Raw genomic sequence first — 12,534 nt, 5'->3', positions numbered from 1 at the left:
CATGAGTGTGGAATACGCGGCTGCCGTTTTTCTGGTGTACGGGGTCCTGGGGTGGATCTGGGAATCCTTCTATGTTTCCCTGCAGCAAAGGCGCTGGGTGAACCGCGGCTTCCTGAGCGGTCCCTTCCTCCCCATCTACGCCTTCGGGGCGACCCTGATCCTCTGGACGGTCCAAGGCATGCTGGGGGGCAGGGAGATGGAGCTTCCCCTCCTGGCCCTAAAGGTCTACCTGCTGGGAAGCCTGGTCTGCACAGGCCTGGAATACCTGGTTTCCCTGGTGCTGGAGAAGTTCTTCGACGCCCGCTGGTGGGATTATACGCATAAACCGTTCAACCTCCACGGGAGGGTCTGCCTGGTCTACAGCCTGGGCTGGGGGATCGTGGCCCTGCTCCTCTGGTTCGTGGTCCATCCCCTGGTCCAGGAGCTCCTGGGGAGGCTGCCCTTTAGGGTCCTGGCCCCGGTGCTGGCGGTCTCCTACGGGATCCTGTTCCTGGACATGCTCCTGACCCTGCGCTCCCTCATGGATTTCCATCACGTCATCCAGGAGATGCAGGGGCTGGTCAACGAGATGCAGAGCCAGTTCGGCAGGCTCCGGAGCCGGCAGGGGGAGCTGGCGGCCTTTTTCACGGACAGCGGGTCCCTTTACAAACGGATCCAGCATTCCAAGGAGAAGGTCCAGTCCACCTCCCATACCCTCCTGCGCAGGGCCTCCCTGCTGCAGGACAAGCTGCTCAGGCTGCGGAGCAAGTTCTTCCTTTCCTATCCGAACCTGCACACCAAGGTCCTGAACGAATGGATCCAGGAGATCAAGGAGAACATCACAAGGAGATGAACAGGAAATTCGGGAATTGTTGCCTTCTCCCGGTTATGGTATAATAAGCCATGAAGAAGCAGGCTTCGGAAAGGGATGGGAACATGGGGACGAGCGACACCAGGGGCAGGACCCCCATCAAGACAAGGGGGATCGTGCTCCATACCATGCCGGTGGGCGAGAACGACAAGAGGCTGGTCCTCTTCACCAAGGACACGGGGAAGACGGTGGCCTTCGCCAAAGGCGCCCAGAAGGCCAAAAGCCCCCTGCTCTCCTCCACCCAGGTCTTCGCCTACAGCGACCTGGAGCTGGTGGAGGGGAGGCAGAGCCACACCCTGGCGGGGGCCGTACTGCTGGAGCCCTTCTACGGACTGCGGAAGGACCTGGACCGGCTGGCTTACGGCCTGCACCTTCTGGAACATACCGGCTACCTGCTGGAGGAAGGGCAGGAGAACCAGGAACTGCTGTACCTGCTCCTGAAGACCCTGAAGCACGTGGAACTCTCCAAGACACCCCTGCGGCAGCTGAAGCTGGTCTACGAGGTGAAGTCCATGGAGTACACGGGTATCGCCCCCCTCATCACCCAGTGCGTCCTATGCGGCCGCACGTCCGACCTGGCCTGGTTCCACACGGGGGAAGGGGGGGCCCTCTGCAGGGCCTGCGCTCCCTCCAAGGGAAGGGAGGCCCTCCCCATGGAGGAGCCGGTCCGGCATCTGCTCCAGCATGTCCTCTCCGCAGGGGTCCGGGAGCTGTTCTCCTTCCAGGCGGAGGAGGCGGTCCTGGACGGCCTGGAGCGGATCGTGGACAGCTGGCTCCAGCGGCACCTTTCCCGCCGCCCCCGCTCCCTGGAGATGCTCAAGAGGCTCTAGGGAAGAAACGCAAGGGAACGAAACAACACAACACTGCAGCGACTAGGAGGAACGGCTATGGCATTTTTCGACAAGATGAAGGAAAGTTTGAACAAAGGCACCGCCACTGTAAGCATCAAGGCCCAAACCATGTTGGAACTGAACAAGGTGAAGGCGGAAATCTCCAACCTGGAGAAGCAGAAGAAGGACACGCTGGAAGCCATCGGCGAGCGGATGGTGGAAATGAAGCGGGCAGGGGCCATCTCCGTGGAGGAAGTGGAGCCCATGGTGCTTTCCGTCTTTGAAGTGGAAGCGAAGCTGGCGGAGAAGGAGCTGGAGAAGCAGGAGGTCCTGAAGAAGGAAGAGGAAGCCTTGAAGGCCACCGGAGCCGCCCCCGCCCAGGAAGCCCAGGGCGGCATCGTCTGCGAGTGCGGCGAAGTCCTGGCCCCCGGCACCAAATTCTGCCCCAAGTGCGGCAAGAAGCAGGACGAATAGGTTTTGAAGAAAAAAATGGTCTTGTGGATGGTCCTGGTGCTGGCGGTGTTTGCCGCCGGTTGCCGGGACTCCCGCATGTCCGGGGACAGGAGGGAGGAGCTGGCGGGCCGGTTCGACAACGTCCACCAGCAGCTCCTGCTGTACGTCCAAGAAGCCAACAACGTGGGAAAAGCCATGCAGGAGGCCCAGGACAGGAAGACGCTGGAAGCCGCCGCAGGGGAACTGGAAACGGGAAGCCTGCCGGCCCTGGAGGCCCGGATCCAGGAGGGCCTGGAGGCTGTGGAAAAAAGCCTGGGCCCCTGGGACGCCCTTCTGGGGGAAGCGGCCGTGGAATACCGGGACACGGCCACGGCTGTCCGCCAGTCGCTGGAAGCCATGCGGGACCTGAGCCGGGGCATGGTGGGATTCGCCGAAGCCTACCGGGAACTGAACAGCAGCCTGTACGGCGGGGAGGAGCCCAGCCCCCGCTACATGGACGCCCTGGACCGGCTCCTGGAGGAGAACCGGACCCTGGAGGGCATGGCCGTCCTGGAAGGGGTGGCGGCCGGCGACTACGATCCCGAAGCCTTCCAGGAGAACCACAGGGCCCTGGAGAAGCTCATGGACCGGTTCGGGGAGCTCCCCCTGGAGGGCCAGGCCGACCGCAGGCTGAACGCCCAGTTCATCCACATGTACGGCCAGGTGCTGGTGATTCTGGAGGAAGCCATCCGGCACGAAGGGACCGTCCGCAGCATGTCCGCCTACCCGGGCGGACTGGACCAGATGGCGGGGGAGCGGCTGGCATCGGCCAAGGCCAAAGTGGACAGATGGAAGGACGGGCGCTGAGTCCAAGACGATCCGAACAAGGGCAGGAAAGCTCCTGCCTTTGCGCGGGTCGTTTTTCCCGGAAATACGCATACCCAGAGGAGACCGGCATGGAGTTGTTGAAGAAAAGAATTCTAGAAGAAGGCAAGGTATCCGGCGAGGAGATCCTGCGGGTGGATTCCTTTTTGAACCACCAGATGGACATCGGCCTGTTCCAGGAGATCGGCCGGGAATTCCACAGGAGATTCTCCGGAAAGCAAGTGACGAAGATCCTGACGATCGAGGCGTCCGGGATCGGCATCGCGGCCATCGCCGCCCTGTACTTCCAGGTGCCGGTGCTGTTCGCCAAGAAAACCCAGTCCAGGAACCTGGACAAGGAAACCTACAAGAGCAGCGTCTATTCCTTCACGAAGCAGACCACCTACGAGATCCAGGTTTCCAAGGCCTATCTGGGGCCGGAGGACCATGTGCTCATCCTGGACGACTTCCTGGCCAACGGCCAGGCGGTCCTGGGCCTGATGGACATCGTCCGCCAGGCGGGGGCCACGGTGGAAGGGGTCGGCATCGTCATCGAGAAGGGCTTCCAGGACGGAGGCGAAAAGATCCGGCGGCAGAACGTGCAGCTGGAATCCCTGGCGGTCGTGGACCGCTTCAAGGACGGAAAGATCCGTTTCCTTGACGCCGTCCGGCAGACGGACGGCAGCCAAAACACAACACAAGAGTAGAAGAGGAGAACATCATGAAAAGACTTTCAGCATTGTTTCTTGCCCTGCTCGTGGCCTCCGCCACGCTTTTTGCAGGATGCGCGCCCAAAGTGACATCGGATACGGAACCCCAGCAGCAGCCCGAAGGGCAGCAGGAAGGACAGCAGGGGGAAGCGGGAACCATCTCCAAGGAGGACATGGTCGTAGGCTTCATCTATGTGGGACCCATCGGCGACGGGGGCTACACCTGGGCCCATGACCAGGGACGCCTGTTCCTGGAGGAGCAGCTGGGCGTGAAGACCATCTACAAGGAATCCGTTCCCGAGAACCAGGAAGTGGAACAGGTCCTGCGCAGCATGGTGGACCAGGGGGCCAAGGCCATCTTCGCCACCAGCTTCGGCTACATGGACTATGTGGAGAAGGTCTCCAACGAGTTCCCGGACGTGAAGTTCTTCCACTGCTCCGGCTACAAGACCACGGCCAACATGGCCAACTACTTCGGACGGATCTACGAGTCCAGGTACCTCTCCGGCATCGTGGCGGGCATGAAGACCGAATCCGACATCATCGGCTATGTGGGCGCGTTCCCCATCCCGGAAGTTGTCCGCGGCATCAACGCCTTCACCCTGGGAGCCCAGTCCGTGAATCCCGACGTGAAGGTGAAGGTGGTGTTCACCTCCACCTGGTATGACCCCGCCAAGGAAAAGGACGCGGCCATCTCCCTGCTGGACCAGGGCGCGGACGTCATCGCCCAGCACCAGGACACCGCGGGACCCCAGCAGGCGGCCCAGGAGCGGGGAGCCTTCGCCATCGGCTACAACTCCGACATGAGCGAAGCCGCACCGGCGGCCAACATGACCTCCTCCGTATGGAACTGGGGCCCCTACTATGTGGAGCAGACCCAAGCGGTCATGGACGGAACCTTCGCTAGCCACTCCTATTGGGAAGGGTTCTCCGAAGGCATCGTGGACCTGGCGCCTCTGACGGCCAACGCCCCTGAGGGAGCCGCAGCCAAGGTGGAGGAAGCCAAGGCGAAGATCCTGGACGGATCCCTCTTCGTGTTCGAAGGCCCCCTCAAGGACCAGACGGGCGCAGAGCGGGTAGCCGCAGGCGTCCAGATGACCGACCAGGAAATGCTCAGCTTCGACTGGTTCGTCGAGGGCGTGGAAGGAAAAATCGAATAGACGGGAGTTTGCCATGCAAGCACAAGTTTTTGTAAAAATGGAAAACATTTGCAAGACTTTTGGAAACGTGAAAGCCAATGACAGGATCAATTTCGACGTGCATCAAGGGGAAATCCATGCACTCCTGGGCGAAAACGGCGCTGGCAAAAGCACTTTGATGAACATGCTGTCGGGGATCTACAAGCCCGACAGCGGGTCCATCCAAATTCATGGAAAAGAGGTGGTCTTCAACACCCCGAAGGATTCCATCGAAATGGGCATCGGCATGATCCACCAGCACTACAGGCTTGTGGAGGTGCAGACGGCCAAGGAGAACATCCTTTTGGGGCGTAAAGGCCCTTTTTTTATGAAAGGTGCCCACGTATCCAAGGACATCCGGGAGATCGGGGAGAAATTCGGCTTGCCCGTGGATCCGGAGAAGAAGGTTTATGACATGTCCATCGGGGAGAAGCAGGCCGTGGAGATCCTGAAGGTCCTCTACCAGGGGGCCGACATCCTGATCATGGACGAGCCCACGGCGGTCCTGACCCCCCAGGAGACCCGGAAGCTGTTTGCCATCCTCCGGAACATGGCCGCCCAGGGATGCGCGGTCATCATCATCACCCACAAGCTCCACGAGGTCATGGAGATCTCCGACCGGGTGACCGTGCTTAGGAAGGGCACCACGGTGGGGACCCTGGCCACCAAAGACACCAACCCCAAGGCCCTGACGGACTTGATGGTGGGCAAGACCGTGGACCTGGCCATCAGCCGTCCCCCGGTGGAACGGGGCAGGGTCCTGCTGGAGGTGAAGGACCTGTGCGCCTACGACATGGACAAGGTGGAGGTCCTAAGGGACATCAGCTTCAAGCTCCACGCGGGGGAGGTCCTGGGGGTGGCCGGGGTGGCCGGCAGTGGCCAGAAGGAGCTCTGCGAATCCATCGCGGGCCTCTATCCGGTGGCCTCCGGTCAGATCCTCTACGAGGGGGAGAGCCTGGTGGGGAATTCCCCCCGGGACATCATCAAAAAGGGGATCAGCATGAGCTTCATCCCCGAGGACCGGCTGGGGATGGGCCTGGTGGCCTCCATGGACATGGTGGACAACTTCCTGCTGAAGGAGCACCACAACCAGAAGGGGCTCTGGCTGAAGCGCAAGCCCATCGCGGAAAAATGCGCGGAAATCATCCGGCGGCTGGAGATCAAGACCCCCGGGGTGCATCATCCGGTGAAGCAGCTGTCGGGAGGCAACATCCAGAAGGTCCTCATCGGCAGGGAGATCGAGACCAACCCCCATGTGCTCATCACGGCCTACGCGGTCCGGGGGCTGGACATCGGGGCCTCCCACACCATCTATGACCTGATCAACGAGCAGAAGGAGAAGGGCGTGGCCATCCTCTTCATCGGGGAGGACCTGGACGTCCTGCTGGAGCTCTGTGACCGGATCATGGTCCTTTCCGAGGGTGCGGTGACGGGCATCGTCCGGGGGGACAAGGCGACAAAAGAGGAACTGGGCCTGCTGATGGCCGGAGAAGACCTGGGAATGGAGGTGGCCCAATGATCAGAATGGCGAAACAAGGGAACATGACGGGAAGGAAGGCCGCGGCCATCCGGGTGACGGCCATCCTGCTGGCCTTCCTGGCCTCCTCGCTTTTCATCAGGATATTGGGGCACAACCCCCTGGCGGTCTACGGGTCCATGCTGGTGGGGGCCTTCGGCTCCCCCATGCGGATCCGGGACACCCTTACGGTGGCCATCCCCCTGACCCTGACTTCCATCGGCATCCTGGTGGCCTTCAAGATGAAGTTCTGGAACATCGGCGCCGAAGGGCAGATCCTCATGGGAGCCTTCGCCGCCAGCATGGTCGCCTACAACCTGGGCAACCTGTCCCGGTGGGTGGTCCTGCCCCTCATGTTCCTGGCGGGCTTCGTGGGCGGGGGACTCTGGGCCCTGCTGCCGGCCTGGCTGAAGATGAAGTGGAACACCAACGAGACCATCATCACCCTGATGCTCAACTATATCGCCATCAAGTGGATCACCTTCCTGCAGTACGGACCCTGGAGGGACCCGGCTTCCATGGGCTTCCCCAAGATGCCCAACTTCGCCTCGGGGGCCATCGTGCCCAAGCTCTTCGGAATCCAGGCGGGCTTCCTGGTGGCCATCCTCTTCGTGGTCCTGGCCCACTACTTCATGCACCACTCCAAGGGGGGCTATGAGGTGGCCGTTGTGGGGGAGAGCGTGGACACCGCCCGGTACGCGGGCATGAACGTGAAGAAGATCGTGCTCACCGCCCTGGTCATCAGCGGCGGGATCAGCGGCATCGTTGGGATGCTGGAGGCCTCCGGGGTGAACCACACCCTGAACGCCTCCATCTCCGCGGGCTACGGGTTCACCGCCATCATCACCACCTGGCTCTCGGGCCTGAAACCCCTGGTGGTCCTGCCCGTATCCATCCTGTTCGCGGCCATGACCAAGGGGGGCGGCTACATCCAGACCGTCTACCAGATCCCCCAGGCGGCGGCCCAGGTGCTCCAGAGCATGATCCTCTTCTTCGTGATCGGAAGTGAATTCTTCGTGCAATACAAGCTTGTGTTCCAAAGGAAAAAAAGCCCGAACCCCCAAGAAGGAGGACAATGATGGAAGGATTTTGGAACATCTTTCAGGCTTTCTCCGTGGTCCTGGTGATCGGCGGCACGCCGCTGCTCTTCGCCACCCTGGGGGAGCTGCTGACGGAAAAGGCGGGCCATCTGAACCTGGGCGTGGAGGGCATGATGCTGATCGGGGCCGTTGCGGGATTCGCCGCGGGCCATTTCACCGGCAGCCCCCTCCTGGCCATGGGAGGGGCCTTCCTGGCCGGCGGCCTGGGGGCCATGATCTACGGCTTCCTAACCGTGACCCTGCGGGCAAACCAGGTGGTTTCGGGCCTTGCCCTGACCATGTTCGGCACCGGCATCTCCAGCTATCTGGGCGTGAATTTCATCGGACAGAAGATGTCCGCCGAGATCAGCGCCTTCTTCTCCCCGGTGGCCATCCCCCTGCTGTCCTCCATCCCCTATGTGGGAAGGGTGTTCTTCCGGCAGGACCCCATGGTCTACCTGGGCTACGTGACGGTGGCCCTGCTGGGGACCTACCTCTACCGTACCCGGATCGGCCTGAACCTCCGGGCGGTGGGGGAGAACCCCGGGGCGGCGGACGCCTCGGGCATCAACGTGGACCTCTACAAGTACGTGCACATCTTCCTGGGGGGCGCCCTGTGCGGCCTGGGGGGCGCCTACCTTTCGGTGGTGGCCGTGCCCCAGTGGCAGGACGGGATCACCGCCGGCCGGGGCTGGATTGCCATCGCCCTGGTGATCTTCGCGGGATGGAACCCGTTCAAGGCCATCCTGGGAGCCTACCTCTTCGGGGGCCTGAGCATCATCGGGTTCTACTTCGGGAACTACTTCAGCGCCTGGAACATCTCCCAGAACCTGATCGACATGCTCCCCTACGCGGTCACCATCCTGGTGCTGACGGCCAGCTCCGTGCGTAAATCCAAGGAAAAAGGGGCCCCCAAGGCGCTGGGGGTTGCGTATTACCGGGAAGAACGGTGACACACTTGCAACAGCCATAACAGAAGGAACGCAGAGCGGACCGTTCTTGCGGGGCAAGCCCCTAAATCGAACGGCCTGGTTCTGCGTTCCTTTCTGCAAGCGGCTGCAAGGGGGTTGCCATACAAGAGAAAAGCTGTAAGGAGGTTTGGATATGGATCAGAATGTATTTGCGGCTTGGAACGAGGTTTTTGAAGATCGATACAAGGCTGTGGCGGGACGGCTGGAGGAATGGCGGGACGGGAAAGGGGATTCCTTGGGGGAGGCCCTGGGGACGTTCGTCCGGGACGCTGCGGGCCTGTGCCTGGAGATGGTGGAGCTGGAGCGGGAGCTTCCCTCCTTCGACTGGGAGGGGAAGGACCTTGCACAGCTCCTGGCCTGGAACAGGAAGCTCCACAGGGGCTTCCTGGAGGAGGAATATCCAATGAGCTGGGCCAACCCGGCCCATTGTGTGGAAGCCCTGGGCGGGGATTCCCGGGTGGCGGTGCTGCTGGCCAACCTGTACGCCTCCCTGCGGACCTGGAGGGGCTACGCCTTCGAGCACAGGACCTCCATGATGGCCCTGGAGGGGGAGCGGCTCCTGGAGGTGTTCGACGCCCTGGAGACAGGAGCCGCGGAAGGCCTTCATGACAGCCTGGTGGAGGTGCTCCGCGCCCAGGAGCTGTCCCAGATGGAGACGGTGATGGAGCAGAACCTGGTGCGCAGGATGGACCCGGCCTTTAGGACCTATGCCTCCATCCTGGAGGAGGAGAACCTTGGAGACCCCCGGTATCTCTTCCGCTACGGAATCTTCCTGGGGGAGAACGAGCTGGAGACCGCCAGGCACCTGGCCGCCCTCCCGGAAGGGATGCTGGAGGCCATGGCTCGGACCTATGTGGACGCCTTCTTCCGGGGCTACGCCCGGGACGAAAAGGACCTGACGGGAAAGAAGACCGTGAACCTCTCCTACCAGGCGGGCTTCGAGCCCGTCCTGCGCCGGGCGGCGGCCCTGTTCCGGGAGCGGGGGCTTCTCCCCCTGGTCCATTTCGACCTGGAGGGGAGCCCCCGGCCCCGGCTGATCCACACCAAGTCCAGCAGGCAGCTGGAGTACGACCACCGTTTCGACGACGGGATCCTGCTCACCGAAGGGCGGACCCGGGTGGCGGCGGACCTCTACGACCGGCTGCTTGAGAAGCACCATGACCTGGTGACCGGCATGGCGGGTCCGGCGGTGATGGAGAGCTTCGGGGAGAAGCCCTTCGTGCCCGCACAGAACCCCTGGGCGGTGAAGTACACCCCGGAGCAGACGGAGCAAAAGACCGTCCACACCAGCCGGATGAATGCGGTCTACAACAAGCACCTGCCCCGGAGCGCCTGGAGCTTCACCATCATCACCTATCCCCTGCCGGAGATCGGACCGGACTACGAGGCCGTTTTCCAGGAGACCATCCGGGTGAACACCCTGGACGTGGACCTGTACGAGCGGATCCAGAAGACCATGATCGACGCCCTGGACCGGGCCTCCCATGTGCGGGTCACCGGGCGGAACGGGAACCGGACGGACCTGGTGGTGGCCCTGCCCCCCCTGAAGGATCTGGAGCGGCAGACCAACTTCAACAACTGCACGGCGGACGTGAACGTGCCGGTGGGGGAGGTGTTCACCTCCCCGCAGCTTAAAGGTACCAACGGCCTGCTGCACGTGAAGGAGGTCTACCTCTTCGACCTCCAGTATCGGGACCTGGAGTTCACCTTCCAAGACGGGGTGACCGTGGACTATGCTTGCGCCAACTACGAGGACCCGGAGGAGAACCGGAGGTATGTCCAGGAGAACCTGCTCCACCCCCACCAGAGCCTGCCCCTGGGGGAGTTCGCCATCGGGACCAACACCACGGCCTACGCCATGGCCCGGCGGTATCGGATCGGGAAGCTGCTGCCCATCCTGATCGAGGAGAAGACCGGCCCCCACTTCGCCATCGGGGACACCTGCTACTCCTGGAGCGAGGACCTGCCCGTCCACAACCAGGACGGGAAGGAGGTCATGGCCAAGGACAACGAGCGCTCCATCTGCCGGAAGACGGATGTGGCGGGGGCCTACACCTACAAGCACACGGACATCACCATCCCCTACGACGAGCTGGGGGACATCGTGGGCGTCACGGAACAGGGGGAGGAGATCCCGCTGCTTAGAAACGGCCGGTTCGTCCTCCCAGGGACCGAGGAGCTGAACATCCCCCTGGACGCCCTGGAAGAGGCGCAAGGCAGGAATAGGGACTAAAGTCCCATATGGGTTGGGACCATGCGAATCTATGCAGCAAGCCTCCTTTGTCCTATAATAAGGACAAGACAAGAAATGCAAGGGAACGGAACTAAAGAAGAACCCCAAGCGATAAGGATAAAAGGAGGAAGACATTATGTTGTATCTGATGAACATGTTGGCTTTGATGAAGGCGAGCTTGCAGAATGAAGAAGGACAGGGCATGGTGGAGTACGCGTTGATTATTGGATTGATTTCGGTGGTAGTCGTAGCAATCTTAGTATTGTTCGGGGAACCGTTGCAAGCCATTTTCAATTCAGTATTAGGAGCTCTTAATACAGCACAGTCTAGTTAGTGATAGAATTGCCAAGAAATCCAGCATGGAAATGCTAGATGATAAAATCCAGTAGACATTGTATTGACAGCATGGATAGACAGCTATAACCAAAGGGACGTTTCGTCTCCAGCCTGTTACGGACAACCGCCCGGTGTCCGCCGGGCTGGAGAAGGGACGTCCCTTTCACTTGAAAGGAGGTGGTTCCATGGTTGGCAACAACAAGGGACAGGCCATGGTGGAGTTCGCCCTGGTCCTGCCCATCCTGATCCTGATCCTGACGGGCATGCTGGAGTTCGGCCTGATCCTCCATGCCTATCTGGGCATCAACCACGCCGCCCGGGAGGGGGCCCGGCTGGCCTCCCTGGGGGGGACCGACGCCCAGATAACGTTGGAGGTGCAGTCCAACCTTCCCACCCTGGACCTGGCTCGGCTTACGGTGACGGTCACCCCGGCCACCCGGGTCCGGGGGCAGGATGCGGTGGTAGCGATGACCTACAACCATCAGACATTGATCCCCCTGATCGGAAACATCATCGGCGAGGGGGTCCCCTTGAGGGCCCAAGTGGCCATGCGCGTGGAGTGAGGTGGAAAAATGCAGAAAAAAATCCGTGGAAAAATGCAAGAAAGCTGGTATAATAGGGGAAGCGTCACAATCTTGGTCGCCGCAGGGATGGTGGCCTTTTTGGGTTTTGCGGCCCTGGTGCTGGATGTGGGCTATCTCTATGCGGAGCGGGTGAAGCTGTCCAACGGCATCGATGCGGCGGCCTTGGCGGGAGCGGCTTACCTTCCGGACAAATCCGCCCTGGCCCGGTCCGAAGCGGAAGGGTACCTTGCCAAGAACGGCATCGACCCGGCGGAAGTGGCGATCTCCATCGGAGAAGGGGGAAGCAGCATTTCCCTCCAGGCCGCCAGGGAGCTGAACCTTTTCTTCGCCCCAGTGCTGGGAATCGGCCAGGGGACCGTAGCGGCCGAAAACGAAATCGTCGTGGGCCCCCTGGCAAGCGCAAACATGGGGCTCCGTCCCTTTGCCATGGAATATTTCCCCTATTCCTATGGGGACCAGGTCCAGCTGCTGGAAGGTCCCGGGGACGGCTACAGCGGCAACTACAATGCGATCTACATCAAGCCCAAGTCCGCCGACGAGAACGTGAACGCCAACACCTTTTACGAACTGATCAGGAACGGATACACAGGACCTGTCAAGATCGGGGATTGGAAGGAAACGGACACCGGGGTGAAGCCACAGACCAAGAAGGCGGTGGAGGACACCATCGCCAAAGACCCTGCGGCGACCAGGAGCACGGTGCTTCCTGGATCCCCCAGGCTGTGGACCATCCCCATCGTATCCACCCTGGAGGTTTCCGGAAGCAAATCCGTGCAGATTGTGGGGTTCGCCCAGTTCTTCATTGAAGACTACGCGTCCACCAGCAGGAATGTCCTGACGGGCACCTTCCTGCGGTTCATAGCCCCGGGGGAGATCGATACAAGCGGTGAGGCCTGGGACACCGGCGCCTACGGCTACAAGATGACAAAATAAGCAAGACACAAGGAGGAA

13 protein-coding genes are annotated in these 12,534 nt (G+C 61.4%); all 13 read left to right on the top strand.

The annotated features are described in order from the left end of the window. The first annotated feature begins 1 nt into the window (after nucleotide 1). The 13 genes from GXN74_RS06290 (at nucleotide 2) to GXN74_RS06230 (ending at nucleotide 12,516) form a co-directional block, all read left to right on the top strand. On the top strand, nucleotides 2–832 hold the full coding sequence (locus tag GXN74_RS06290; protein WP_162370071.1) for a putative ABC transporter permease: 831 nt from the start codon (nucleotides 2–4) through the stop codon (nucleotides 830–832). A gap of 83 nt (nucleotides 833–915) precedes the next feature. After that, nucleotides 916–1,680: a DNA repair protein RecO gene (recO, locus tag GXN74_RS06285; protein WP_162370070.1), complete on the top strand. Its 765-nt coding sequence runs from the start codon at nucleotides 916–918 to the stop codon at nucleotides 1,678–1,680. Nucleotides 1,681–1,737: 57 nt separating this feature from the next. Beyond that, complete coding sequence (locus GXN74_RS06280; RefSeq protein WP_162370069.1) at nucleotides 1,738–2,154, top strand: zinc ribbon domain-containing protein; 417 nt, start codon at nucleotides 1,738–1,740, stop codon at nucleotides 2,152–2,154. 3 nt (nucleotides 2,155–2,157) lie between these two features. Continuing rightward, the gene (locus GXN74_RS06275) at nucleotides 2,158–2,979 is read left to right on the top strand and encodes a hypothetical protein (RefSeq protein WP_162370068.1); all 822 of its coding nucleotides are present in this window, start codon (nucleotides 2,158–2,160) and stop codon (nucleotides 2,977–2,979) included. A gap of 89 nt (nucleotides 2,980–3,068) precedes the next feature. Then, nucleotides 3,069–3,683, top strand: a complete 615-nt coding sequence (locus tag GXN74_RS06270) for a xanthine phosphoribosyltransferase (RefSeq protein ID WP_162370067.1) — start codon at nucleotides 3,069–3,071, stop codon at nucleotides 3,681–3,683. A gap of 14 nt (nucleotides 3,684–3,697) precedes the next feature. Continuing rightward, nucleotides 3,698–4,846: a BMP family ABC transporter substrate-binding protein gene (locus GXN74_RS06265; RefSeq protein ID WP_162370066.1), complete on the top strand. Its 1,149-nt coding sequence runs from the start codon at nucleotides 3,698–3,700 to the stop codon at nucleotides 4,844–4,846. 13 nt (nucleotides 4,847–4,859) lie between these two features. Continuing rightward, nucleotides 4,860–6,383: an ABC transporter ATP-binding protein gene (locus GXN74_RS06260; RefSeq protein WP_162370065.1), complete on the top strand. Its 1,524-nt coding sequence runs from the start codon at nucleotides 4,860–4,862 to the stop codon at nucleotides 6,381–6,383. Then, entirely contained in the window at nucleotides 6,380–7,459 is a 1,080-nt protein-coding gene (locus GXN74_RS06255; protein ID WP_162370064.1) for an ABC transporter permease, read from the top strand. The genes GXN74_RS06260 and GXN74_RS06255 overlap by 4 nt, the downstream gene beginning before the upstream one ends. After that, on the top strand, nucleotides 7,459–8,412 hold the full coding sequence (locus GXN74_RS06250; protein WP_162370063.1) for an ABC transporter permease: 954 nt from the start codon (nucleotides 7,459–7,461) through the stop codon (nucleotides 8,410–8,412). The genes GXN74_RS06255 and GXN74_RS06250 overlap by 1 nt, the downstream gene beginning before the upstream one ends. Before the next feature lie 151 nt (nucleotides 8,413–8,563). Further along, complete coding sequence (locus tag GXN74_RS06245) at nucleotides 8,564–10,663, top strand: aminopeptidase (RefSeq protein WP_162370062.1); 2,100 nt, start codon at nucleotides 8,564–8,566, stop codon at nucleotides 10,661–10,663. A gap of 136 nt (nucleotides 10,664–10,799) precedes the next feature. Beyond that, the gene (locus GXN74_RS06240; RefSeq protein ID WP_246208620.1) at nucleotides 10,800–10,997 is read left to right on the top strand and encodes a Flp family type IVb pilin; all 198 of its coding nucleotides are present in this window, start codon (nucleotides 10,800–10,802) and stop codon (nucleotides 10,995–10,997) included. A 187-nt stretch (nucleotides 10,998–11,184) separates the two neighbouring features. Further along, nucleotides 11,185–11,562, top strand: a complete 378-nt coding sequence (locus GXN74_RS06235; protein ID WP_162370061.1) for a TadE family protein — start codon at nucleotides 11,185–11,187, stop codon at nucleotides 11,560–11,562. 9 nt (nucleotides 11,563–11,571) lie between these two features. After that, nucleotides 11,572–12,516 carry a pilus assembly protein TadG-related protein gene (locus tag GXN74_RS06230; RefSeq protein ID WP_212505726.1) on the top strand — a complete coding sequence of 315 codons (945 nt, stop codon included), beginning with the start codon at nucleotides 11,572–11,574 and terminating at the stop codon, nucleotides 12,514–12,516. The last annotated feature ends 18 nt before the right edge of the window (nucleotides 12,517–12,534 follow it).

It is taken from the genome of Anaerotalea alkaliphila, assembly GCF_010179735.1.
Taxonomy (GTDB): domain Bacteria; phylum Bacillota; class Clostridia; order Lachnospirales; family Vallitaleaceae; genus Anaerotalea; species Anaerotalea alkaliphila.
Note: the sequence above shows the minus strand (reverse complement) of the source record. Positions and strands in the feature narration are given on the sequence as shown.

What these genes read in the sequence shown, in the direction of transcription:
- GXN74_RS06290 (WP_162370071.1), top strand. Translation starts at nt 2, where the DNA reads ATGAGTGTGGAATACGCGGCTGCCGTTTTTCTGGTGTACGGGGTCCTG.
- recO (WP_162370070.1), top strand. Translation starts at nt 916, where the DNA reads ATGGGGACGAGCGACACCAGGGGCAGGACCCCCATCAAGACAAGGGGG.
- GXN74_RS06280 (WP_162370069.1), top strand. Translation starts at nt 1,738, where the DNA reads ATGGCATTTTTCGACAAGATGAAGGAAAGTTTGAACAAAGGCACCGCC.
- GXN74_RS06270 (WP_162370067.1), top strand. Translation starts at nt 3,069, where the DNA reads ATGGAGTTGTTGAAGAAAAGAATTCTAGAAGAAGGCAAGGTATCCGGC.
- GXN74_RS06265 (WP_162370066.1), top strand. Translation starts at nt 3,698, where the DNA reads ATGAAAAGACTTTCAGCATTGTTTCTTGCCCTGCTCGTGGCCTCCGCC.
- GXN74_RS06260 (WP_162370065.1), top strand. Translation starts at nt 4,860, where the DNA reads ATGCAAGCACAAGTTTTTGTAAAAATGGAAAACATTTGCAAGACTTTT.
- GXN74_RS06255 (WP_162370064.1), top strand. Translation starts at nt 6,380, where the DNA reads ATGATCAGAATGGCGAAACAAGGGAACATGACGGGAAGGAAGGCCGCG.
- GXN74_RS06250 (WP_162370063.1), top strand. Translation starts at nt 7,459, where the DNA reads ATGGAAGGATTTTGGAACATCTTTCAGGCTTTCTCCGTGGTCCTGGTG.
- GXN74_RS06245 (WP_162370062.1), top strand. Translation starts at nt 8,564, where the DNA reads ATGGATCAGAATGTATTTGCGGCTTGGAACGAGGTTTTTGAAGATCGA.
- GXN74_RS06240 (WP_246208620.1), top strand. Translation starts at nt 10,800, where the DNA reads ATGTTGTATCTGATGAACATGTTGGCTTTGATGAAGGCGAGCTTGCAG.
- GXN74_RS06235 (WP_162370061.1), top strand. Translation starts at nt 11,185, where the DNA reads ATGGTTGGCAACAACAAGGGACAGGCCATGGTGGAGTTCGCCCTGGTC.
- GXN74_RS06230 (WP_212505726.1), top strand. Translation starts at nt 11,572, where the DNA reads ATGCAGAAAAAAATCCGTGGAAAAATGCAAGAAAGCTGGTATAATAGG.